Origin of the sequence: Candidatus Poriferisodalis sp. (assembly GCF_965203655.1) — a bacterium.
Taxonomy (GTDB): domain Bacteria; phylum Actinomycetota; class Acidimicrobiia; order Acidimicrobiales; family Poriferisodalaceae; genus Poriferisodalis.
The window spans coordinates 42,500-64,667 of record NZ_CBDBDD010000007.1 but is presented as its reverse complement, the minus strand read 5'-3'; the positions used below and the strand labels follow the sequence as shown (position 1 = coordinate 64,667).

Annotated in this window: 27 protein-coding genes; 10 read left to right on the top strand and 17 right to left on the bottom strand. The window is 69.2% G+C overall.

From position 1 onward, the window contains the following. Positions 1 to 8: 8 nt before the first annotated feature. Both ACOGW9_RS08585 and ACOGW9_RS08580 read right to left on the bottom strand, forming a co-directional pair. Positions 9 to 620, bottom strand: a complete 612-nt coding sequence (locus ACOGW9_RS08585; protein ID WP_419910286.1) for a hypothetical protein — start codon at positions 618 to 620, stop codon at positions 9 to 11. Then, on the bottom strand, positions 601 to 798 hold the full coding sequence (locus ACOGW9_RS08580; protein WP_419910284.1) for a hypothetical protein: 198 nt from the start codon (positions 796 to 798) through the stop codon (positions 601 to 603). The genes ACOGW9_RS08585 and ACOGW9_RS08580 overlap by 20 nt, the downstream gene beginning before the upstream one ends. 369 nt (positions 799 to 1,167) lie before the next feature. Between ACOGW9_RS08580 and ACOGW9_RS08575 the strand changes: the two genes are divergently transcribed. From ACOGW9_RS08575 to ACOGW9_RS08565, 3 genes are all read left to right on the top strand, one after another. Then, positions 1,168 to 1,440: a helix-turn-helix domain-containing protein gene (locus ACOGW9_RS08575; RefSeq protein WP_419910282.1), complete on the top strand. Its 273-nt coding sequence runs from the start codon at positions 1,168 to 1,170 to the stop codon at positions 1,438 to 1,440. Beyond that, positions 1,437 to 2,741, top strand: a complete 1,305-nt coding sequence (locus ACOGW9_RS08570; RefSeq protein ID WP_419910280.1) for a HipA domain-containing protein — start codon at positions 1,437 to 1,439, stop codon at positions 2,739 to 2,741. The genes ACOGW9_RS08575 and ACOGW9_RS08570 overlap by 4 nt, the downstream gene beginning before the upstream one ends. Positions 2,742 to 2,804: 63 nt before the next feature. After that, complete coding sequence (locus ACOGW9_RS08565; RefSeq protein WP_419910278.1) at positions 2,805 to 2,933, top strand: hypothetical protein; 129 nt, start codon at positions 2,805 to 2,807, stop codon at positions 2,931 to 2,933. Between the two features lie 14 nt (positions 2,934 to 2,947). On the opposite strand, the gene ACOGW9_RS08560 is transcribed toward ACOGW9_RS08565, so the two are convergent. The 3 genes from ACOGW9_RS08560 to ACOGW9_RS08550 form a co-directional block, all read right to left on the bottom strand. After that, the gene (locus tag ACOGW9_RS08560) at positions 2,948 to 4,228 is read right to left on the bottom strand and encodes an ATP-binding protein (protein WP_419910276.1); all 1,281 of its coding nucleotides are present in this window, start codon (positions 4,226 to 4,228) and stop codon (positions 2,948 to 2,950) included. A gap of 268 nt (positions 4,229 to 4,496) precedes the next feature. Then, complete coding sequence (locus ACOGW9_RS08555; protein WP_419910274.1) at positions 4,497 to 4,895, bottom strand: TA system VapC family ribonuclease toxin; 399 nt, start codon at positions 4,893 to 4,895, stop codon at positions 4,497 to 4,499. After that, positions 4,892 to 5,110, bottom strand: coding sequence for an antitoxin (locus tag ACOGW9_RS08550; RefSeq protein WP_419910272.1), 219 nt, complete (start codon positions 5,108 to 5,110; stop codon positions 4,892 to 4,894). The genes ACOGW9_RS08555 and ACOGW9_RS08550 overlap by 4 nt, the downstream gene beginning before the upstream one ends. A 119-nt stretch (positions 5,111 to 5,229) precedes the next feature. Between ACOGW9_RS08550 and ACOGW9_RS08545 the strand changes: the two genes are divergently transcribed. The 4 genes from ACOGW9_RS08545 to ACOGW9_RS08530 all read left to right on the top strand — a co-directional run bounded on the left by ACOGW9_RS08545 (position 5,230) and on the right by ACOGW9_RS08530 (position 8,535). After that, on the top strand, positions 5,230 to 5,559 hold the full coding sequence (locus ACOGW9_RS08545) for a hypothetical protein (protein WP_419910270.1): 330 nt from the start codon (positions 5,230 to 5,232) through the stop codon (positions 5,557 to 5,559). Beyond that, positions 5,556 to 5,966, top strand: coding sequence for a type II toxin-antitoxin system VapC family toxin (locus ACOGW9_RS08540; protein WP_419910268.1), 411 nt, complete (start codon positions 5,556 to 5,558; stop codon positions 5,964 to 5,966). Before ACOGW9_RS08545 ends, ACOGW9_RS08540 begins: the two co-directional genes overlap by 4 nt. Positions 5,967 to 6,069: 103 nt before the next feature. Continuing rightward, a complete protein-coding gene (locus ACOGW9_RS08535; RefSeq protein WP_419910266.1) occupies positions 6,070 to 7,281 on the top strand; it encodes a M24 family metallopeptidase in 1,212 nt (403 codons plus the stop codon). Between the two features lie 117 nt (positions 7,282 to 7,398). After that, complete coding sequence (locus ACOGW9_RS08530; RefSeq protein WP_419910264.1) at positions 7,399 to 8,535, top strand: Fic family protein; 1,137 nt, start codon at positions 7,399 to 7,401, stop codon at positions 8,533 to 8,535. 72 nt (positions 8,536 to 8,607) lie between these two features. Here the strand turns inward: ACOGW9_RS08530 and ACOGW9_RS08525 are convergent, their stop codons facing one another. Then, a complete protein-coding gene (locus ACOGW9_RS08525) occupies positions 8,608 to 9,981 on the bottom strand; it encodes a S16 family serine protease (protein WP_419910262.1) in 1,374 nt (457 codons plus the stop codon). Positions 9,982 to 10,052: 71 nt separating this feature from the next. Between ACOGW9_RS08525 and ACOGW9_RS08520 the strand changes: the two genes are divergently transcribed. Beyond that, entirely contained in the window at positions 10,053 to 10,217 is a 165-nt protein-coding gene (locus tag ACOGW9_RS08520; protein ID WP_419910259.1) for a hypothetical protein, read from the top strand. Positions 10,218 to 10,228: 11 nt separating this feature from the next. Then, positions 10,229 to 10,939, top strand: coding sequence for a hypothetical protein (locus ACOGW9_RS08515; RefSeq protein ID WP_419910257.1), 711 nt, complete (start codon positions 10,229 to 10,231; stop codon positions 10,937 to 10,939). A gap of 54 nt (positions 10,940 to 10,993) precedes the next feature. Here ACOGW9_RS08515 and ACOGW9_RS08510 read toward each other — a convergent pair whose 3' ends face one another. The 4 genes from ACOGW9_RS08510 to ACOGW9_RS08495 are packed head-to-tail and all read right to left on the bottom strand — an operon-like array spanning position 10,994 to position 13,851. After that, complete coding sequence (locus tag ACOGW9_RS08510; RefSeq protein ID WP_419910255.1) at positions 10,994 to 12,016, bottom strand: rod shape-determining protein; 1,023 nt, start codon at positions 12,014 to 12,016, stop codon at positions 10,994 to 10,996. Further along, positions 11,988 to 12,407, bottom strand: a complete 420-nt coding sequence (locus ACOGW9_RS08505) for a hypothetical protein (RefSeq protein WP_419910253.1) — start codon at positions 12,405 to 12,407, stop codon at positions 11,988 to 11,990. Before ACOGW9_RS08505 ends, ACOGW9_RS08510 begins: the two co-directional genes overlap by 29 nt. Continuing rightward, positions 12,404 to 12,853, bottom strand: a complete 450-nt coding sequence (locus tag ACOGW9_RS08500) for a molybdenum cofactor biosynthesis protein MoaE (protein WP_419910251.1) — start codon at positions 12,851 to 12,853, stop codon at positions 12,404 to 12,406. The genes ACOGW9_RS08505 and ACOGW9_RS08500 overlap by 4 nt, the downstream gene beginning before the upstream one ends. Continuing rightward, on the bottom strand, positions 12,853 to 13,851 hold the full coding sequence (locus ACOGW9_RS08495) for an NAD-dependent epimerase/dehydratase family protein (RefSeq protein WP_419910249.1): 999 nt from the start codon (positions 13,849 to 13,851) through the stop codon (positions 12,853 to 12,855). The genes ACOGW9_RS08500 and ACOGW9_RS08495 overlap by 1 nt, the downstream gene beginning before the upstream one ends. 65 nt (positions 13,852 to 13,916) lie before the next feature. Here ACOGW9_RS08495 and ACOGW9_RS08490 point away from each other — a divergent pair, with 65 nt between their 5' ends. Then, a complete protein-coding gene (locus tag ACOGW9_RS08490; RefSeq protein ID WP_419910247.1) occupies positions 13,917 to 15,059 on the top strand; it encodes a zinc-dependent metalloprotease in 1,143 nt (380 codons plus the stop codon). On the opposite strand, the gene ACOGW9_RS08485 is transcribed toward ACOGW9_RS08490, so the two are convergent. From ACOGW9_RS08485 to pstC, 7 genes are all read right to left on the bottom strand, one after another. Beyond that, entirely contained in the window at positions 15,056 to 16,411 is a 1,356-nt protein-coding gene (locus ACOGW9_RS08485) for an MFS transporter (RefSeq protein ID WP_419910245.1), read from the bottom strand. The genes ACOGW9_RS08490 and ACOGW9_RS08485 overlap by 4 nt on opposite strands. A 16-nt stretch (positions 16,412 to 16,427) precedes the next feature. Beyond that, entirely contained in the window at positions 16,428 to 17,123 is a 696-nt protein-coding gene (locus tag ACOGW9_RS08480) for a response regulator (protein ID WP_419910243.1), read from the bottom strand. Next, the gene (locus tag ACOGW9_RS08475) at positions 17,120 to 18,553 is read right to left on the bottom strand and encodes a sensor histidine kinase (protein WP_419910241.1); all 1,434 of its coding nucleotides are present in this window, start codon (positions 18,551 to 18,553) and stop codon (positions 17,120 to 17,122) included. The genes ACOGW9_RS08480 and ACOGW9_RS08475 overlap by 4 nt, the downstream gene beginning before the upstream one ends. Continuing rightward, on the bottom strand, positions 18,550 to 19,257 hold the full coding sequence (phoU, locus tag ACOGW9_RS08470; protein ID WP_419910239.1) for a phosphate signaling complex protein PhoU: 708 nt from the start codon (positions 19,255 to 19,257) through the stop codon (positions 18,550 to 18,552). The genes ACOGW9_RS08475 and phoU overlap by 4 nt, the downstream gene beginning before the upstream one ends. 47 nt (positions 19,258 to 19,304) lie before the next feature. Next, complete coding sequence (gene pstB, locus ACOGW9_RS08465) at positions 19,305 to 20,147, bottom strand: phosphate ABC transporter ATP-binding protein PstB (RefSeq protein WP_419910310.1); 843 nt, start codon at positions 20,145 to 20,147, stop codon at positions 19,305 to 19,307. A 133-nt stretch (positions 20,148 to 20,280) separates the two neighbouring features. Next, entirely contained in the window at positions 20,281 to 21,219 is a 939-nt protein-coding gene (pstA, locus tag ACOGW9_RS08460) for a phosphate ABC transporter permease PstA (protein ID WP_419910237.1), read from the bottom strand. Between the two features lie 13 nt (positions 21,220 to 21,232). Next, positions 21,233 to 22,165, bottom strand: a complete 933-nt coding sequence (gene pstC / locus ACOGW9_RS08455) for a phosphate ABC transporter permease subunit PstC (protein WP_419910235.1) — start codon at positions 22,163 to 22,165, stop codon at positions 21,233 to 21,235. Between the last annotated feature and the right edge of the window lie 3 nt (positions 22,166 to 22,168).

Sequence of the window (22,168 nt, the reverse complement as noted above, 5' to 3'; positions counted from 1 at the left end):
AGTCAAGGTTATGTTTCTCCTTGTTCGGCTCCTTTCCATGCGATTTCGAGCCCTGACAGCTCGCGCGGCGGCCGCCGAAGCGTTAGTTCAGAGGCCGTCGAACCGTTAGATGACGGCCGGGCGAGACGGCTGAGGCTCGGCCGATACCTGCGGCCCCCGACGGGCAAGTGCAGGGCGGTCGGCTTGTCCTTGCCGCGGCCGACGACGTCAAGAATCCTCTGCAAGCGTTTGGCCTTGCCGTCGATGTGCAGGTGCGCTGCCGGGTAGTCGTTGTCGGCATCGCGCTCGTAGTGATACGCGAAAGCGCTCTTGTGCTGAACGTAGAGCCCGTACGTGCTCTTGATGTTGGCCAGATGACGGCTCTCGTCGTCCATTCGCAGCGCATGGAACACACGCAGCGACAGCTTTGCCGGTGTACGTGAGATCTTCAGCGGGATGGGTTCGCCACGGCGATTGATGCGGTCCAGCTTGTAGGTGACTATCGCCTGTCCGTGCGACCCGTGCGTGTACAGCCCGCAGTCCAATCGGATGCCGTCAGTGACGGTGCCATTGAGCACATCCGCTGTCTCGCCGGCGAACTGCTTCGCCTGGCGCTCCAGGTCACGCTGTAGCTGGTTCAAAGGACGAGATGACGAGCCACACGTCGCGGGCCTTCGCGCTCTCGAAACGGCCGGCTTGGGCCTGCGCCTGCAGCTGCTCCCAAGTGCAGCCGACATCCTCGAGCATGCGCTGATTGCCTTCGCGGACGTCCTCGTCGGTGTAGTGAATGACCTTGACATCGTCGCCGCTGTCGCTCATTCGAATACACCTCCTCGGCATCCGTCCTACAGCACCGCAGTGTACGAGGGTCTCCAGGGCGGGCCAGTTGAGCGGTCAGCAGATCGCTCGATCATGGGTGATCGACGGTGCCGAAGTCCAACGATTTTCACGCGCACGAGCAGCCAACGTTCAGCCTCTTCTTGTTCGGCTCCCTTCCGTGTGATTTCGGGTCCTGGCAGCTCCAAGGCTGCGGCGGGCGGCGGGATCTGCGTCGGGCCGGTCGCGTCAAGGGTCGTAGCCTGCGTTGGGATCGTGTGCATGCGTATGGTGTCATCACGCTGTTTGTATGCGTTCGGTGATAGACCGTTTGGTGCGTGCGGACGGTGACATCGGGTTAGGGTGTGCGCCGTGAGACCGTTGGCAGCCTTCGTTGTGCGCACGCCGGGATCGCTGGCGAACGTGGTAGCCAGCCGGCGCCGGGAGCTCGGCATGACCCAGCAGGCGCTCGCGGATGCGGCGGGCGTGTCTCGCAAGCTCGTGTGCGATGCGGAGGCGGGCAAGCTCACCATGCAGCTCGACGGCCTCGTCAAGATCTGCAACGCGCTCGGCTGCGACCTTGTCGTGCGCGAAGCGAACAGCGAGCGCCCGACCTACCGCGACGTGGTAGCCGACCGGCCATGACGCCCGACGCGTTGAGGGTGCGCGTCGGCGGCATCGATGCCGCGGTCGTCTCCCGCACGCCGGCCGGCACGGTGCTCGCTTATGACGCCGGCTACCTCGCTCACCCCGACGCGGTCCCGCTGTCGCTGTCGCTGCCGATGCGGGCCCAGCCCCATGGCGGCGCGGCGGTCGGGAACTGGCTGGACGGCCTGCTGCCGGACCTGCCCGCCGACCGCGAGCGGTGGCGCGCCAGCGTGGGCGCTGCGTCGGTCGACCCGTTCGACCTGCTCGCCACGCCCATCGGCGCCGAATGCGCCGGCGCTGTGCAGTTCGAGCCCGCAGCAGCCGCGCCCGTCGGCGGCCCCGCCGCTCGGCACGCTGATCGCCCCTCGGCGCTCGAGCCGATCACCGATGCCGACCTCGCCGCCGCAGTGCGCGATCTCGCCGAGGGCGCACGCTTGGGCGGATGGCGCACGGACCCGCTCGCCAGCTTCAGCCTCGCGGGCACCATGCCCAAGCTGGCCCTGCGCCGCAGCGACGACGCGTGGCACCGAGCCGTCGGCGACGAGCCCACCAGCCACATCCTCAAGCCCTCGGTAGCCATCTACCCAGGCCAAGCGGTCGGCGAGCATCTCGCGCTCGCGACCGCCCGCGCGCTCGGCATCGACGCGGTCCGCACCGAGGTCGCGGTGATCGGCGGCGTCGAGACGCTCGTGGTGCAGCGCTACGACCGCGTCCGGGGCCCCGCCGACCCCGAATCGCTGGCACGCACCCACCAAGAAGACATGTGCCAGGCGCTCGGCCGTCCCGCGGCGCTGCGGTTCCAGCGAGACGGCGGACCGTCGCCCGCCGACATCGCCGGCCTGCTGCACACCCACAGCAGCGACGCCGCGGCCGACATCGCGGCCCTCCTCCGGCGGCTCGTCTACTGCTGGGTGATCGTCGCCAACGACGCCCACTCCAAGAACCACGCGCTGGTGCACCTGCCCGGCGGCGTCTGCCGGCTGGCACCGCTGTACGACACCGCCTCCTGGCTGCCCTACACCGACGTAGCGCCCCACGACGTCCACCTCGCCATGACCCTCGGCGCCGGCTACCAGGTGGGCACAGGCGCCCGCATCGACGACTGGCGCGACACCGCCCGCACCCTGGGTGCCGACCCCGACTGGGCAGCCGCCGAGGTCATGCGCATCGCCCGCGAGACACCCCACCGACTGGCCGCCGAGATCGACACACTGCCCGTCGCCATGCGCGCCTCAGGCACCCCCAGCCGCCTCCTCAACGCCATAACCCAGCGCAGCCACACCATCCTCGCCCCATAACGCCACGTACGCGCCGCCTGCCGACTCGGCATCGCTGCGGCTCATATCGGGATCACCCGCCGCGTGCTGCTTGAAGGCGATGGCGACGGGCCGGCCGGCCAGGTGAAGGTTGCCGAGTTCCGAGTGCTGGGCAGGCGCTTCGGCTGGGTCGAGGACCGATTCGGCGTGTCCTGGCTCCTGAACATCACCTGACCCAAGCCCCGTCGTCAGCTTTTCCAGAGTGACGAGATGGGCCGCATGCTGATGCGGTCTCCTAGGCTCACCTCGTGCTCGCCCATGTGCAGCACGATCCCGCCGGCGAACGCCCCGGGAGCCACGGTGTCGAGCCGGTCGCGCAGCCAGCGAAGGTGGTCTGCTGCGCGGGGCGAGGGAGAGCTGCTGGCCTTGACCTCGATGGCAGTCACCGAGCCGTCGGGTGTCTCAAGGATGATGTCTGCCTCATGGTGCGCGTCGCGGTAGTGCATCAAGCTGATGCGAGCCGCGGCGCTAGTGGATTGACGGGCGATCTCGTTGACGACGAACGACTCCGCCAGCATGCCGAATGCCTGTGATGTCGGCGCCAGCAGCGCCTGCGGCCCGGAGCCGAGCAGGTGCGCGGCGAGAGCGGTGTCGGCAATGTGCAGCTTCGGGCGCCGGATCGCTCGCGCCGACAGGTTGCGCGACCAGGCCGGGAGCTCCTGGGTCAAGAACACGGCCCGGAGCCAATCGAGGTAGCTGACGACGGTCGGCTGGCTGATGGCGAGCCGCCTCGACGCCGCGGTGAGGTTCAGTTCCTGGGATGTCTGGGCGGCGGTCCAGCGCAGCAGCGGCGCCAGTGCTGTGGATCGCCGGATGTCCGCGAGCGCGGTGATGTCACGGCCCACGACGGTCTCGATGTAGCTCTCGAACCAGCCCGCACGCAGGTCCTCGGGCAGCCGCAGCACCTCCGGGTAGCCGCCGGTGCAGATCAGCTCGGCGTAGTCGCGTCGGGTCAGCGGCGGCGAGGTGCCAGGGCGCGGGGCGCCGGGCTGGCTGTCGCCGCTCATCCACCTCTCGATCGGCGGCTCCTCGGCGCCGGCGATCTCGGCCTGGGACAAGGGGGTCAGGCGCATCAGCCGCGCCCGCCCGGCCAGCGACTCGCTGATAGTCGGCACCGACAGGAAATCGGTGGAACCGGTCAGCAGGAACCGGCCCGGCGTCTGCTCTTCGTCTGCCAAGCGCTTGACCGCCCTGATCAGCCGGTCGCCGGCCAGCTGCACCTCGTCGACAGCCAGCGGCGTCGGCCACGCATTCAGCAGCGCCGCAGGATCGTCAAGCGCAGCCTGCAGCATCGGCTCGTCCTCAAGGGTGACATAGGTGCCGCCTGCACGCTCCGCCACTCTGCGCGCCAGGGTCGTCTTCCCCGACTGGCGCGCACCGTGCAACACCACGACACGAAAGCCGCCAAGCGCATGGCTGACATGGGGACTGAGGTGCCGGGCGATGTGCTCCTCGATGCGTGCGACCACACTTCCACACTAGCGCAAATGATCGTTTTGCATGGACACTAATTGAAGAATTGCACTACCACTGCTTGCTGTATTGCACAACGGATTCTTCAGCAGATGATTCTCGCGCAGCTGGGCTCTCGCCAGCACGCCCCGCCACGCTGCCGAAAAATGCATAGCTACCCATCAGAATTCGGCGAATTTTGGATGTGCCTGCAAAAGGAGATCCGGCCCGCATCGACGTCGACATCGTGCGCGCATAGCCGCCGGCGCTCGCTGTGGTGGGCCGTCAGGTTGCTACCAGCAGCGCTGTTTGGGGGTGCAGCGCTGCGAGGCCGCGGTCGAGTGTTGCGAGACGGCCGCCGAAGTGCCGGGCGAGAGCGGCGAGGTAGGCGTCGGTCACTTGGCGATGCCCGATGACTCCGGCGAGCGTTGTGGCGTCGAAGCCGATCTCGTCTGCCCAGAACACGTGCTGGGGCAGCGACTGAAGCTGCGCCAGCGCGCCGAGCGCGTCGAGCGCGCCGATGCCTTCGCGGATCAGAAAGCGCAGCAGCGTCCCCTGGGTGATGGGGCAGGTGGCCAGCTCATCGTCGTGGCCGTCGAACCAGGCTCGGGCCAGACGGTGATGGACGTGGTCTTCGACGACGAGCGCGATCAGGACGTTTCCGTCGGCGAGCGCTGCGGTCATTCGTCTTCGAGGGATCGGACGTCTTCGGCTGTGACGGCCCGCCCGACCCGCAGGGTCGGCAGCCCCGCGGCTGACGGCGCTGCGGGTGCATCGACCGGGCTGAGCGCCAGCCGGATCAGCTCAGTGACGACTTGGCTCAGCGACTTGCGCTGTTGGTGCGCGATCTCGCGAGCGAGGGCATGCACATCGGCCGGCAGGTCGATCGTCGTTCGCATCACTGCATCATATCATCACAATGCAGACCAAGCCGCTGGCTCGGCGGGATGTCAAGCCATGCGGTTATAGTCCAATATGGACTAGTTTGGGTTGGGCACTGGTTCTGGCGGAGGGCTTGATGTCGGCGGATGTGACGGGAACGGACCGGGTCTGGACGGTGGCCGAGGCGAAGGCGCGCCTGTCTCACATTCTCCGTTGCGCCGAAGAGGACGGGCCCCAGCGCATCGGCACACGCAGAACGTTTGTGATCGTTCCTGAGCATGTCTGGCGGGAACGGGCCGAGCCTGAGATGCACGTGGGGCGCTGGCTCGTCGAGAACATGCCCCGCGGTTACGAGCTGGAACTGCCGGATCGCCGCTCGAGTCGGCCCATTCCGTTTATCGACGATGACATCGGCGGTGCTGGGGCAGGCGGCGCGGGCGCGGGTGGCGCAGAGCACGTTTCGTGAACGGCATCGTGCTCGACACCAACGTCGTCTCCGAGACTGTCCGGCCAGAACCCGACGCGAACGTCATGGCGTTCCTGTCGAGCGAGCCGAACCTGTGGCTGTCGGCGATCGTGGTGCACGAGCTTGAGTACGGAATCGAGCTATTGGCGCCGGGCCGTCGTCGCGACGCCATCGCAAGTGTCGTCAGGCGGCTCGTCTCTGAGGTGCGGCGGATCGTGCCTGTCGACGCGGCCGAAGCAGAGCACGCCGCCGAACTGCGAGCGCAGGCGCGGCGCGCCGGTCGCACCCTCGAATTGAGCGATGCGCTCATAGCAGCCACGGCCGGCGTTCGACGGTTGGCCCTAGCCACTCGCAATGTCTCGGACTTCGAAGGACTCGACCTCAGACTGATCAACCCCTGGGAGTAGCGAACGCTCGGTCGGCGGCGGTGATCTGTTGGTTGATCAGCCGCAGTCTCGCTGGCTGGCGGGTCGCCGAGATGGGTGGAGGGTGGCGATTACGGTCGCTGCTGTGAGCGCTGGGGGTGTGTCGGGCGCGGCGGTCGCTGAGTGGGAGGCGGCTGGTTTGCGGGCGCCGGACATGGATGCTGTGCGGTCGTGGCGGCTGGGGCGGCTGCGGAGTCAGCTCGAGGCCGCCGATGTTGCGGGCATTGTGCTGTTCGACCCGATCAACATCCGCTACGCCACCGACGCCACCAATATGGCGGTGTGGACCGCCCACAATCCGGTGCGGTACGCGTTCGTGGCGACCGAGGGGCCGGTGGTGCTGTTCGACCTGGCCCGGTGCGGGCATCTCAGCGCGCATCTGCCGCTGATCGACAAGGTGAGGCCGGCGGTGGGCTGGTTCTATTTCGAGAACGGTCCCCGCGAGGCCGAGGCGGCGGATCGGTGGGCCGACGGGATAGCGGATCTCGTGCGCCTGCACGGCCGGGGTTCGCTGCGGGTCGCGTTCGACAAGTGCGAGCCGCTGGGGCTGGCGGCCCTGCGGCGCCGCGGGGTGGACACGGTGACCACCATGGCGTTCACCGAGCTGGCCCGTTACCGCAAGCATCCCGAGGAGATCGTGGCGATGCGCCGGGCTGTTCATGCTGCCGGGCAGGCCGTGGGCGAGATGTGGCGGGCGCTGCGGCCGGGGGTCACCGAGGCCGATCTGTGGGCGCACCTGCACGCCGGCAACATCGCCCGCGGCGGCGAATGGATCGAGACCCGGCTGCTGACGAGCGGCCCACGGACCAATCCGTGGTTCGCGGAGTGCTCTCATCGGGTGATCGAGGCCGGCGACCTCGTCAGCTTCGACACCGACCTGATCGGCCCCTACGGGTATGCGGCCGACATGTCGCGCAGCTGGGTGACGCCGGGCCGAGAGCCCACCCCGGCGCAGCGGTCGCTTCACTCGCTCGCCTGCGACGTGCTCGCCCACAACCGTGAGCTGCTCGAGCCCGGGCTGACGTTCCGCGAGTTCGCCGAGCGCAGCTACCAGCTCCCCGACCGCTACCTGCCCAACCGCTACGCCGACGTTGCCCACGGGCTGGGCCTGTCCACCGAGTACCCCATGATCCACTACCTCCAGGACTGGGACACACACGGATACGACGGCACGGTCGAGGACGGCGTGGTGCTGTGCTTGGAGGTGTACGTGGGCGAACCCGGCGGCACCGAAGGCGTCAAGCTCGAAAACCAGGTCTACGTGACCGCCGACGGCGCCGAAGTGCTCGACACCTAGCCCATGTCACTCACCCCGCACTGACCGACAGCCGACATAGCGGCCCTGTTCCGGCGGCGCGCGCGAGCCTTGCCAAATTGCTGCTATTTGGAAAGATTAAAGCGCTATTCTTTCCAAATGAGCTTGTTCGAGAGCGGCGGCGCCGGCACGGTTGTTGCAGCCGAATGGAACGGCCGCGAGGTCCGCACGTGGAAGCCCGCGAAGCTGGCCGACCGAGACTTCGCCCTCACGGTTCCGGAAGCCCGCGCCACCGAACAAGCAATCGCCGCGGTCCGGGCTGCCGATCAACTGGTGCCGAGCAGCTGGGAGGCATTGTCACGCCTGCTGCTGCGCCACGAAGGAGTGGCATCGTCGGGAATCGAAGGTCTTCGAGAACCCCTGCTGTCAGTTCTGGTCGCCGAACGCACCGACGCGGGCGGTGCCGCCGGCTGGGTGGCCGACAATCTCGCCGTCATCGGCACCGCTCTCGACGAAGCACACACCCCTCTCAGCATCGAGGCCCTGCACCGGTGGCATGCCCGACTCATGCGCCACAGCGACCTGGATCCCGAGATGATCGGCACGTTCCGCCACCGCGTCGGCTGCGTGGGAGGCAGCTCGCCTCTCGATGCCGCCTATGTCCCGCCGCCGCCGGGCGAGATCCCCGAATTGATGGGCGACCTCGTCAGGTTTGCCAACGAGCGGGTCGACATCGACCCGATCTCGCACGCCGCGATCCTGCATGCGCAGTTCGAAGCGATCCATCCCTACGGCGACGGCAACGGCCGGCTCGGACGGATACTCGTCAGCAGAGCCTTGCGCCGGGCCAACGTGACCCGCCACTCAACAGTTCCGATCAGCGTTGCCATTGCACGCGACACCGGCGGCTACCTCTCGGGACTGCACATGTTCGAACAAGGACACGCCGGCCCGTGGATCCGCTGGTTCGCTCAAGTTGCACAAGCGGCCGCAGACATCACTGATCAGCTCGCCGCCAGGACTCGCCGCATCATCGATGCATGGAACCGACGGCTGCGCGGGCTGCGCTCTGACAGCGCGGCACGGGCGCTCGTGCCGTCACTGATCGCTCAACCGGTGCTCAGCGCACCTGATGCAGCCGATCTCGTGAACGTCAGCAGGGCCGCCGGCAGAACCGCCCTGCAGACGCTCGCCGACCACGGCATCGTCACCCCCATCGACGCTCGGTCACCCGGAGTAGGACGCGACCGCAACTGGTACGCCGCCACCGACCTCATCAACATCTGGTCCAACTGACCCACCGCCGACCCAGCCGCCAGGAGTGCGCGGACGATCTTGCGGTGGCTGGCGGCACCTCGTTCTTCTGGGTCAGCGCTGGTGGGCGGCTATGGCGGCGAGGGCTTCTGCGAGGGTCTCGACGCCGACGACGGTGACGGACGGCTCGGCGACGGCGGCAGCCTCGTCGGCTTGGGAGGCCGGCACCAGGAAGAGGTCGGTGCCGGCGCGCACGGTGGAGTGAGCTTTCTGCGGCACGCCGCCGATGGACCCGACCGTGCCGTCGTGCTGGATGGTGCCGGTAGCAGCCACGTCGAGATTGCCGGTGAGCGGCTCTGGCGTGAGCGCGTCGATGACAGACAGGGTGAAGGCCAGGCCTGCTGAAGGGCCGCCGATCCTCTCGACATTGAGCGTGACGTCGATGGGGAGCTCGGCGAAGGTGACATGGGTGGTCACGACGACGCCGAGGTGCGCGAGACCGTCTCGCTCGCCCAGCGTGACCGTGACGGTGCGGGTCTGGCCGTCTGGGGCGAGCGCTGTGAGGGTTGCCTGGGCGCCGGGCTGGTAGGCCTTGATGGCATCGGACAGGGCGGGCGCGGTGAGGATGGGGCTGCCGTCGACCGTCTGCACGATGTCGCCCTCGCCGAGCTCGCCCTCCTCGGCGGGGCTGCCGTCGACGATCCACTCGATGCGGGCGCCGACGGGCGTCATGATGTCGTGACCCAGGTGTTCGAGCGCCACGGCCACGGCGATCTGGGTGGACTGGTCCATCTGGAGGCGACCGTCTTCGCGGTTCTCCGCGATGGTGCGCTCGCCCAGGATGTCGGTGATGTCGACGACCTCGAGGGCACCGTCGAGCCAGCCGCCTGCCAGCTCGAACAGCGACGGGGCGAAGCTGGTGCGGACGCTGACGAGGCTGATGGAGGCGTCGGAGGCGTACGCCGGGTGGTCGTTGACTTGGACGAACTCCTCGATGTCGAACGTGCCGCCGGGGGCGACGACGGCCTTGCCTGCCAGGCGGGTCTCGAAGCCGGCGGCCACGGCGATGGCGGCGAGGGTGATGGCGAGTGCGACCGTGACCGCGGTGCGGGAGTACTGGCGGGGGGAGGGATGGGTCGGGGCGACGACGGCGCCTTCGGCGGCCAGATCCGCAGCGGCGGCATCGGCTGAGATCGGATCGGCAGCGGCCGGATCGGGGACCGCCGGATCGGGGGCCGCCGGATCGGCGACCGGCAGATCGGCAACCGCTGGCTCAGAGGCGACCGGGTCTGGAGTGATCGGCGGCAGCGGAGCGCCGAGCAGGGGATCGTCGAGCGAGCCCGCCAGTGCACGCCAGCCGAGTCCTGCTTCGGACTCGCCGCCGCTGTCGATCGCCTCGTCGGCATCGTCGCCGGGGCTGCCGGCGGGAGCGCCGGCGGGGTCGTCTTCGGGTTCGTCTGCCGGTCTGCCGCCGGACGCATCGCTCACAGGCGCACAGCGTGCCATGTGCCCTGCGGCAGGCACGCGCGACTCGGCCGGGAATGGGGCATATTGGGCTGATGGAGACGGGGCGCTGGGCCTACAAGCCGACAGGGATCTGGCGGCGGCTGGTCGCCGTCGTCGGGCTCGCCGTCTTTGTGGCCATCTGCACGATCACGCTGGTGGCGGTCGTGCTGATCGCTGCTGCACTGGGGGCGCTCCTGCTCGAAGCGCTCGTGGGATGAGCTGAGGCCGCGTGTCGCCACCGCCCGACGCCCCGGGCCCAGCACTTCCTGACCACACCGACGACGCGTATGCGCGACGGCTGGAAGCGGTGGTGGCAGGTCATCGGGGCGATAGCGAGGCGGCAGCGCAGTTCCTGACGGACAGCGATGCCGACGTCCGCGCAGCGGCACTCGGTGCGCTCGCACGCTGCGGCGAACTCAGCGCCGCCCAGGTTCGCTCGGCGCTGAGCGACGACGCGACCGGGGTCCGCAGGCGGGCCGCAGAACTGGCCCCGCCGGAGGTCGACCTCATACCGATGCTGAGCGACGCCGACGCCTCGGTGGTGGAGGCCACGGCTGCTGCACTCGGCGAGCGCGACCGGGACGCCGCGCCGGTGCGCGAGCTGTGCCGCGTCGCCCGCGATCATGACGACCCGTTGTGCCGTGAGAGCGCAGTTGCTGCGCTCGGCGCCATCGCCGCGGGGCTCGACACGATCGCGGCGGGCCCGGATTCGGCAGAGCGCAGCGCGGCTGGCGCCGGTCACGACGATGCCAGGGCGAGATCGCTGGAGGTGCTGCTCGCTGCCATGGAGGACCGGCCACAGATCCGGCGCCGGGCCCTGCTGGGATTGCACCAATTCGACGACGACCGTGCCGTCGACGCCGTGCGCGCCTCGCTCGATGACCGCGACCGCCAGGTGCGCGCCGTCGCCGGCGAGCTGCTCGGCGTGCCGGTCCGCTGATCGGCCCAGCAGCCTCGACGCCGCCTGATCTCGCCGGCGCGCCCAGCGGCGCAGCTACCGGCCGGGAATCGTGTGCGAGGCGTGGAGGGACTCGAAGTTCTCGAGTGCACGCCCGGCGCCCAGCACCACCGTCTCGAGCGGCGACTCGGACCGCAGCACCGGCACACGCGCCTCCGATGCGATGCGCTGGTCGAGTCCCTGCAGCAGCGACCCCCCGCCTACCATGAGCGCGCCGGTGTGAATCAGGTCCTGTGCCAGCTCCGGCGGTGCCTCGCCAAGGCACTCGAGCACGGATTCGACGATCTGCTCGACCGTGTCGGCCAGCGCAGAGCGCACTTCGGTCGGCGTGATGACGAACGTGCGAGGCAATCCCGACGAGAGGTCGCGGCCCTTCACCTCGGCGTCGAACTTGTCGTCGACCGGCCACGCGGACCCGATGCTGATCTTGAGCTCCTCGGCGGTGCGCTCGCCGATGGCAATGCCGTGGACCCGCCGCGAGTAGTTCATCAACGCGGTGTCGAAGTCGAACGAGCCCACACGCACGGCCTTGAGCGAGACCAAGCCGCCGAGCGAGACCATGGCGATCTCGGCAGTGCCGCCGCCGACATCGATGACCAGCGACCCCGCCGGCTCGTGGATCGGCAGCCCGGAGCCGATGGCTGCGGCGATCGGCTGCTCGATCAGCCGCACGTCGGAGGCACCCGCCCGGCGTGCCGCCTCGATCACCGCTCGCCGCTCGACCGGGGTGATCAGCGACGGCACGCACACAGCAACCCGGGTCCGGCCGAACCGGCCGACGCCGACACCTTGGAGGATCAGCCGGATCATCCGCTGGGTGATGTCGAAGTCGGTGATGGCGCCGTTGCGCAGCGGGCGTGCCGCGATGATGTAGCTGGGCGTCCGGCCGATCATCTGCCACGCTTCGCGGCCGACGGACAGCACATCGCCCGAGCGCTCGTTGAGCGCGATGACGGACGGCTCGTTGAACACGATGCCGCGCCCCCGCTCGTACACCAGCGTGTTCGCGGTGCCGAGGTCGATTGCCAGGTCACGAGCCAGAGCGATTCCCCCGGTCATGGCCCGGCGGGCGCGGGCGAGCCCGGCGAGGCACACGGGCATCCAGATCAGCGCTGAGCGGCGGAAGCACCGGCAGCGAATACTCGCGCTCGATCAGACGGATGCTCTTCGCTGTGCGAGAGCGTGGCGCAGGAATGGCGGAGCCTGGCAATTCTGCCGTCGAGAGGTCCCGGCTCGACTGCTTGGGCGCTCGGCGGAACAGGCCCCTCAAGCCTGGAGCGCGCGGCGAATCCTCCGGCCCGCGCGGAGCGATCGCCTTCAGCTTGCGGCGGAAGGGCTCGGTCTCGTCATCGGTCACACGGTTGTTCTGCACCCGAGCGATCGCGCCCAGCACCGCCATCCCCAGCAGCGGCACCACCACCGCAATGGCCAGGAACAGCAGCGGGCTCATGCGCGGGGCACCTCGGCAATCGGCTGCGACTGCAGGCCCCAGTCAGTCCCGCCGTCGTGGTGCTCTTGCTTCCAGATCGGCACTGTGGCCTTCAAGGTATCGATGCCGAAGCGCGCGGCTTCGAATGCTGCATCCCGATGCGGCGCCGACACCGCCACCACCACCGAGCACTCGGTGAGGGCCAGCGTGCCCACCCGGTGCAGCAGCGCCGCCTTGCACACGCTCGGCCACCGCCGGCGCATCTCGGCGGCGATCTCCGACATCCGGGGCGTCACCTCGGACTCGTACGCCTCGTATACGAGCCGGGTCACGCCGGTGCGGTAGTCGGCATGGTCGCGCACCGTGCCCGAGAACAGCACCACCGCACCCGCCGATGGATCAAGCGCCCATTCGTAGACGGCCGCAATGGGCAGCTCGTCGGGCGTCAGCTCGATCCAAGTGGTCATCATCGCAAAGCGTAGGAGCGCCGGAGCCAGGCTGTGGCAGCCCAGCCGCCGACAACCAGCGCAGCCCCCGCGCCCGCCAGCATCGCGTACTGGCGCTGACGTGCATTGAGATCGTCCCACGGCATCCCGGCGTCTGCGATCACGTACGCCTGCGCGCTGCTGTAGCGGGGCTCCCAGCCGGCGGCACGGAGCCGGTCATTGGCCACCACCCAGCTGAAGCGGGTGAAGGGCAGCAGGCCGTCGGGTGCAGCGTGACCCACCCGGCGAGCCACGTAGCGGTCGAGCCGCTCCGGTGCAGGCAGCGGCAGCCTGACCTTGGGCCGAGCCCCCAGCAGCGCCCGCAGCTCGCTGGGTGCCAGCCAGCCGTCGGGCGCCACGTTGAACACACCCGCGAGACGCTGCCGCACCGCCAGCACCACCGCAGACGCCAAGTCGTCGAGGTGCAGGAACTGCACCGGCGGGTCATCGCTGCCGGTGCGGATCGGCGCAGCCGCCAGCATCGCCTCGCCGATCGGGCCGCCGAGACCGCTCGACACCACCGGCGCCGGCCGCAGGATGGCCACCTGCCGCCCGGACTGTCCGGACCGCTCCCCCGCAGCGTCGCGCCACTCCAGCACGGTGCGCTCGGCATCGGCGTGGTGCACGGCAAACGACGACTCCAGGTTCGGCCGCACCGGCATGTCCTCCGAGATCGGCGTCGGATGGTTCGGCCACGCCCCGTACACGCTGGCGCTCGACACCAGCGTCAGGTGCGGCACATCCGCCGCGGCGAGCACCCATCGCAGCCGGTCAGAAGTGATCTCGCGGGTCAGCCGCAGGTGCACCAGCGCGTCGGCGCCCGAGACGGCCTCGCTCACGTGCGCCGCCTGGTCGGCGTCGATCATCTGGTCGATGTCGATCACGTCGAACGACTGCGCCAGCCACTGCAGCACGCGGGCGCCGATCACGCCGCCCGTGCCCGACACCGCGACCCGGCTGGAGCTAGCGCCTGAGTCCACGATCACTGTCCTCAGTCAATCGGGCCGCGGGCCACACGCCCGCACCGCAGCCGTACGATTCGGTTGTGGCTGACGACGCCGGGGCCGACGACCCGGGGGCCGACCCGTTCAAGGGCATCCCCTTCCTCGGCGACATCGCCGGGATGCTCGGCAACGAAGCATCCCTGTGGGAAGGCGCCCGCCAGACGGCCACCCAGCTCGCCACCGGCGGCACGCCTGAGCACAACGTCGACCCGGTCATCCGGCACCGCCTCAGCGAGATCAGCCGTGTCGCCGAGCTGCACACGGCCCACGTGACCCATCTCGACATCGTCCCCGCACGCACCGAGCCTGTCACGCGCTCGGGCTGGGCGGCGGCAGCCCTCGACGCGATCCGCCCGCTCATGGACCGGCTGTCCGAACGTCTCGCCAACGAATCGGTCGACGACCCCTTCGCGGGCCTGCTCCGCATGATGAGCCCGATGACCGTGGCGATGACCGCCGGCATGATGGCGGGCCACCTCGCCACGAAGGCATTCGGCAACTCCGATCTCGGCGTGCCGATGGGACGGATCCTCATCGTGCCCGCCAACATCACCGACTTCGCATCCGAATGGAGCCTCGACGTCGACGACGTCATGCTGTGGGTGGCCATCCGCGAGCACGCCATGCATTCGATGTTGGCCGTGCCCCACGTGCGTGCAGAACTCGACGGGCTGCTGCTGCGCTACGTGGAGGGGTTCCAGCGCAGCGACCGGGCATTCGAGGAGATGCTCGACCTCGACCCCGACATGATGAGCGACCCCTCCCAGCTCACCTCGCAGCTCCAGCGCATCTTCGGCAACCCCGAGCTGCTGCTGGGGGTGTCACGCGACGACAGCCAGAACGACATCGTGCAGCGGCTCGAGACGCTGCTCAGCGTCGTGAACGCCTACATCGACGACGTCGTCGCGCAGGCGGGCTCGCGGCTCATCGGCAGCTTCGGCGCGCTCAGCGAGGCGGTGCGCCGCCGCCAGCTCACACAGGGCGCCGATTTTGCGGATCGCCTGCTCGGCGTGCGGCTGAGCGCCGAGGCCCGTGACCGGGGCGAGGCGTTCATCGTCGGCGTGATCGAACGGGCGGGACGCGACGGGCTGGCGCGCCTGTTCGAGCCGGGCTCACTGCCCACGCCCAACGAAGTCGCGGCGCCGGGCCTGTGGCTGGCCCGCCTCGACCTGCCCTTGGACTAGTCGAGACCCGGGGCCCGGCCGACGCCTCGAGCCGGATCTGACGGCTGACGCTGCCCCCGGATCTGGCTGCGGCGGCGGACTCGGGTCTGGGTGATGCGGGTGCGCACCCGCGTGACGATGATCTCCGAGGGGGGACGCCGGCCCCGGGCCAGCGCCCACAGGCCGCCGGCGTAGAGCACCACCGCCACCGTGGCGGCAATGCCCAGCAGCATCACCCCGGCGCGCAACGGCAGGATGCCGCTCGGCGCAGCCACCGGCACGAGCCCGCCGATCACCCACATCAGCTGGAAGCGGGTCTCGAAGCGGGCGAACGTGCGGCCCTGGTCTGCGGGCACCTCGTCGCGCTGCACGATGGCGTCGAAGCACAGCTTGCCCAGCGCCGACATCAGCCCGATCACCAAGGCCAGCCCCAGCACCGAGCCGCGGTCGGGCGAGGTCACGACGTAGAACGACATGGCGGCGGCCAGCAGCAAGGTGCACGCGAGCAGGATCTCCTCGCGGACACGGCGCCGCAGCCACGGCGCTCCCACCGCGCCGATGAGCTGCCCGATGGCGCTGGCGGTGAACATGAAGCCGAACCACCACGGGGCAGCGTCGTCGGTGCGCAGCCAGAACGCGATCAGGAACAGCGTGAAGCCGGTCATCATCCGCACGACGCCCATGGCCGAGCCGGCCAGCAGCATCGCGCCACGACGCCTGGTGGCCGCGGCGGGTGGGGGCTGCTGGGGGGCGACGTGCGGCGGGCGTGACGGGAGCGGCTGGGGCGGCGGGCTCGGCGGCACACGCCGCGGCCGCACGGCAAAGCGGGGCAGCCGCCGTGCAGGGAACGTCATCAGCACGAAGACCACCGCCGCCAGCACCAGCACCCAGCGCGACGAGGCCAGGCTCAGCAGCACACCGGGACCGGCCGCCAGCGCACCCCCCAGCCCGCTCAGCAGCATCAGCTTGGAGTTGGCTTCCACCAGGTCGCGCTCCTCGCGCACCAGCCCCGGCACCACGGCGCTCTTGGCCACGTGGTACGTCTTGCCCGCCACCAGCGCACCGAACGCCTCGGGGAACAACCACAGCGAGTCGAGGTGCCGCACCATCAGCAGTGCCAGGATCGCCCGGGCGATGCCCGCCCCGATGATCATCCCCCGGCGGCCGCCACGGGCACGGTCCACCAACGGCCCGATCAGCGGCCCCACCACCGCGAACGGCGCCATCGTCACCAGCAGGTACAGCGCCACCCTGGGTCTCGCAGCCGCCGGATCCAGGTTGAAGAACAGCGACCCTGCCAGCGCGATCGCGATCAGCGCATCGCCGGCGGCCGACAGCAGATGCGTGCGGGCAAGCCACGTGAAGGGCTGCATCAGCGGCTACCCCGGTTCAGTTCGTCACGCTCCGCTCGTAGCGGTAGCCCAGGCCCCGGATGGTGGTGATGCGCTGCGGGTCGGACGGATCGTCCTCGATCTTGGCCCGCAACCGCTTCACATGCACGTCGATCGTCTTGGTGTCGCCGACGTAGTTGTAGCCCCACACGTTCTGCATGAGGCTGTCGCGAGTGACCACCCGGCCGGCATTGGAGAGCAGGTAGGCCAGCAGCTCGAACTCCTTCAGCGCGAGGGACACCAGCTCGCCGCGCACACGCAGCTCGTGGCGGTCGATGTCGAGCATCACATCGCCCTCGACCAGACAGGTCGCCTCGGGCTCGGAGGGCTGCGGGGAGGCGCGCCGCAGCACCGCCCGCATGCGTGCCACCAGCTCGCGCATGCGGTACGGCTTGGAGACGTAGTCGTCCGCGCCGACCTCGAGGCCCACCACGGCATCGATCTCCTCGCCGCGGGCGGTCACCATGATCAGCGGCACCCGTGTCGTCTTGCGGATCTCCCGGCACACGTCCAGCCCCGACATGCCCGGCAGCATCACGTCGAGCAGGATCAGGTCCGGTTCGGACTCGCTGATCTCTTCCAGCGCGGCGCGGCCGTCGGCGGCGGTGCGCACCTCGAAGCCCTCACGCCGCAGGCCCACCGAGAGCGCCTCGGTGAAGGACGGCTCGTCGTCAACTACCAGTACCGATGTCATATGTCTGCCTCGTCAAGTGTGCCCGTGTCGTCGGGTGCGGGGAATCTGAGCGTGAAGGTCGTGCCGACGCCCTCACGGGTGTGCAGCATCACCTCGCCGCCGTGGTTCGCCACCACGTGGCGCACGATGCTGAGGCCCAAGCCGGTGCCGCCGGTGGCCCGGGCGCGGGCCTTGTCGACCCGGTAGAAGCGCTCGAAGACCCGCTCGGTCTCGTCCGCGGGAATGCCGATGCCCTCATCGGCAACCACGATGTCCACCCACGCCGGCTCCCCTGCTTCTGACCGCTCAGGGTCGAACAGCTCCGGGCTGCCCGGCGGTGCAGGCACATCCGATGATCCCGACATCTCTGCAGGCCCGATCCGAGCGACGGCCGCGTCCGCCTCTGCGAGCACCTCCGAGGGCGGTCGGTCGTTTCCCGAGCTCGGCAGCACGCTCAGGCGCACCTCCGAGCCGGGGTCGCTGTACTTGATGGCGTTGTCGACCAGGTTCCCCACGGCCCGCAGCAGCTGGCCGCGGTCGGCGTGCAGCACGATCGCCGACCCGTTCGAGGCCTCGGGTCGCACCAGCTCCACGTCGTGGGTGCGTGCGTGCTCGGAATACTGGTGCGCCACCTCGCTCAGCAGCGGCACGACCGGCACCTCCTCCTGCCGCATCGAACCCTCCAGCTCGACCCGGCTCAGCTCCAGCAGGTCGTCGATGATGAGCCGGACCCGCTCGGCCTCAGCGCTGATGCGGCCCACCAGCCGGCCCCGCACCGCCGGGTCGTCCTCGTGCTCCAGCGTCTCGGACAGCAGCGCGATCGCGCCCACCGGCGTGCGCAGCTCATGGCTCAGGTTGGCCACGAAGTCACGCCGTACCTCGTCCACCCGGGCGCCTTCGGTGCGGTCAGCAATCACCGCCACCGCCCCCAGCGCATGGCTGTCGCTGGCCACCGGATGCGCGCTGATCTCGAGCACCCGCGGCGGCGGGCCCGTGAGCTTCACCGTGCGGAAGCGTGCGTGCCCCGCGCCTGCCTGCTCCAGCAACTCCCGCACGCCCGCGCCGACCAGGGCCATGGCATCGCGCGCCGACATCATCTCGTCGGCCAGTGCGTTGGTAGCGCACACGGTGCCGTCCTCGTCCACCAGCACGACACCGATGGCGAGCTCGTCCATGGCGAGCTGCCAGCGGGCGCGGTCCCGCTCGGCCAGGTTGGCCGTCATCGCCGCCGTGGTGGCCACCGACTCCAGGTAGGTGAGCCAGTCGTCGAGCTTGTACCCATCGACCTCGGCCTCGGCAGGCCGCGGCCGCTCGCCATCGTGCGCCACGAACTGGTGCACCACCCTGCCCAGGCGCTCAGCCGCCGAGCGGCGCGCTCGCACAGCCGTCACCACGACGATCACGAGTGCCAGCGCCAGAGCGGACGCGATCGCCACCAGCGCTGCAATCACATCTCGTCCTGCTCCCGCCGGGCCCGGGCCCGGTTAGCACCCAGGTGCTCGGGCAGCTCCCCGGTCACCAAGAACTCGACCCGCTCCGCGACGTTGACCGCGTGGTCGCCGATGCGCTCGTAGAAGCGGCCCACCACTGCGAGCTGCACGGCGTGCTGGATCTCGATCTTGCCGAGCTCGTGCGACGCGAACACCGACACGATGTACTCGTTGTGCAGGTCGTCGAGCACGTCGTCCATGTCGTTGAGCACCGACGCCAGGCCGGCGTCGCGCTCGGCGTAGGCATCCATGGCCATCGCCGTCAGCTTCACCGCCTGCTGGCGCATCCGGTCGATGAGGCCCCGCACCCGCGGCTCGAGCTCGGCGCCGTGCAGCCGCGCCACCGCCTTGGCGATGTTGGTGACCAAGTCGCCGCTGCGCTCGATCTCGGAGATCATCCGCAGGTCGGTCAGGATCGTGCGCAGGTCCACCGCCACCGGCTGCTGCAGCGCCAGCAGCCGGACGCACTTCTCCTCGGTCTCGATGCTGAGCAGGTCAAGCTCGTCGTCTGCGGCGATGATCTGGTCGGCCCCGCCGATGTCGCCCGCGAGCAGTGCGGCTGTCACCGCCGAGATGCCCTCGGCCACCATGCCGCCCATCTGCACGAGATCGGCACGAACCTCGTCCATCAGCTGATGGAACTCGGTCCGTACTTCTTCGGTCATGTCATGCAGTGTGGCGTATCTGCGCTGCCCGGTCGCTGTTCTGCGGCTCAGCCCACCCGCCCGGTGATGTAGGCCTCGGTTCGGGGATCGTCGGGATTGGTGAAGATCAGGCTGGTGGGTGCGTACTCGACCAGCTCGCCGGTGCGCTGGCCCATCTCATTCGCCTGCACCGAGAAGAACGCCGTCATGTCGCTGATGCGGGCGGCCTGCTGCATGTTGTGGGTGACGATGATGATCGTGTACTCGGTCTTCAGCTCGGCGATGAGCTCCTCGATGCGGCCGGTGGCGATCGGGTCGAGCGCCGAGCAGGGCTCATCCATCAGCACCACGTCGGGCTGCACCGCAATGGCCCGGGCGATGCACAGCCGCTGCTGCTGGCCGCCCGACAGGCCGTAGGCCGATGTTTTGAGCCGGTCGCGCACCTCGTCCCACAGCGCCGCCCGTGTCAGCGAGCGCTCCACGATGTCGTCGAGCTCGGACCGCTTGGCGCCCGCCAGCCTCGGGCCGTAGGCGATGTTGTCGTAGATCGACTTGGGGAACGGGTTGGGCTTCTGGAACACCATGCCCACCCGGCGGCGCACCTCGACCGGGTCGACCTCGTCCTGGTACAGCTCGACACCGTGGTAGTTGATCGAGCCCTCCACCCGGGCGCCCTCGATGAGGTCGTTCATGCGGTTGAAGCAGCGCAGGAACGTCGTCTTGCCGCAGCCCGAGGGACCGATGAACGCCGTCACCTCGTGCGCAGCGATGTCGAGCGAGACGTCGCGCAAGGCGAGGAAGTCGGTGTAGTACACGTGCACGTCGTCACAGCGGAACACCGTCTGGGTGTCGGCGCGGGTGTGTCCCATCGCCGCACCGCTCACGTCAATGCGCGGCCCAGGCGATGTCATGCCGTCGACGACCGCGCCCGGCTCGCTCACACCGGGCCCGCTCACACCGGATTGGGCCACGTCGGGCATTGATGCGTCGGACTCTTGGGTCATCACGGCCTCTTCGGGTGTCATGAAGGCGCCACCTGTGTCATCACCACTGCTTCTCGAATCGGTTGCGAAGATAGATAGCCAAGCCGTTCACTGCGAGCACCAGCACCAGGATGATGACGCTCGCCGCGGCGGCGTTCACCCCCCAGTCCGCTCCGGGCTGGCGGGCGAAGTTGAAGATCAGCACCGGCAGCGCCGTGTAGGGCCCGGTGAAGGTCTCGAACACGTTGGCGTCGCCGAAGCTCATGAAGCCGGTCGCAGCCCCCACCAAGATCAGCGGGGCGGCCTCGCCCAGGGCGCGCGCCAGCGCCAGCACCGTGCCGGTGAGAATCGTGGACAGTGCCGCGGGCAGAACCTGGCGTGAGAGCACCTCCCACTTGGTGGCCCCCACACCGTAGGCGGCTTCGCGCAGCGAGTCCGGCACAGCCTTGAGCGCCTCCACCGAGGTGATCACCACGATCGGCAGCACCATCGCCGCCAGCGTCATCCCGCCTGCAATCGCGGTGGTGCCACCGCTGAATCCCCGCAGCGTCTGAGCGAACACCGCCAGGCCCAGCAGCCCGTACACGATCGAGGGCACGCCGGCCAAGTTGCGGATGTTCAGCTCGACGATGCGGGCGAAGCGGTTGCCCTGTGCGTACTCGACGAGGTAGATGGCCGTGGCTACGCCGGTCGGGATCGCGAACACCCCGGTCACCAGCGCCACCTGCAGGCTGCCGAGGATGCCCTGCCACACGCCGGCCTCGCCGGCAGAGCGCTGGGAGAAGCCGTGGGTGAGGAAGTACCACAGGTTGCCCGACAGCACATCCCAGCCGTCCACGATCATCACGGCGAGCAGCACCGCCAGAAAGCCCGTGGCGAACACGGTGGCGCCGATGAGCAGCCACTTGAAGGCCGAGCCGGCCACATCGGCGCCGGGGCGCTTGCGCAGGGCGTCGGCTGCGCCGGTGGCGATGCCTGCAGGTGTCGTGAGAACGGTCATGTCAACGGAGCCATCAGTACTTGTTCTGCAGTCGGCGGACGATGAGATCGCCGAGCATGTTGAGCACCAGCGTGATGGCGAACAGCAGCGCGCCCAGGAAGTAGAGACTCTGGAACGCCAAGTTGTTGCCGGCCACCTGGTCGGTGCCGAGGCCGAGCGCCGCCATCGCGGAGGTGAAGGTGCCGCCGGATTCGGTGAGCGCCAGATTGAACAGCGAGGTGTCGCCGCCGCCCGACGCCATCGTGACCACCATCGTCTCGCCGATGGCGCGGCTGAAGCCGACGATGATGGCCGCCATCAGGCCCGACATCGCGGCGGGCAGCACCACCCGGATCGAGGTGGTGACCTTGCGGGCGCCGAGACCCGAGGAGGCTTCCCGCAGCGCCAAGGGCACTGCCCGCAGGGCGTCCTCGGAGATGGAGGCGATCAGCGGGATCACCAGCAGGCCGACCGCGATGCCCGCCGCCAGCTTGTTGAAGAAGTTGATCTCGTTGAAGAAGTTGGTGAGGATCGACGGGGTGATGAAGCTGATGGCGAACACGCCGAGCACGACGCTGGGCACGCTGGCCAGCAGCTCGAGGGTGGGCTTCATCACCTTGCGCACCTTGGGATGCGCGTATTCGGAGAGGTAGATCGCAGCGCCGAAGCCCGACGGCACTGCCACCAGCATGGCGATGACGGAGATCTGCACCGAGTTGACCAGCAAGGTGCTGAGGTCGAACAGGCCCCGGCGGGGGAACCAGCCGATCTCGGTCAGATTGTCGAAGGGCACCTGGCTGATGAACGTCCACGCCCCCGACGCGACCGTCCAGATGATGAGTGCGCTCACCAGCACGGTGGCGAGGGCCGCGAGCGCGAAGGCCCAGCGTGCCCCGGCCGACCAGGCCCGCCGGCCTGCCGATGTCCGCAAGTCGGCGACGCTCAGGTTGGAGGTGTCCGGTGGCATGGG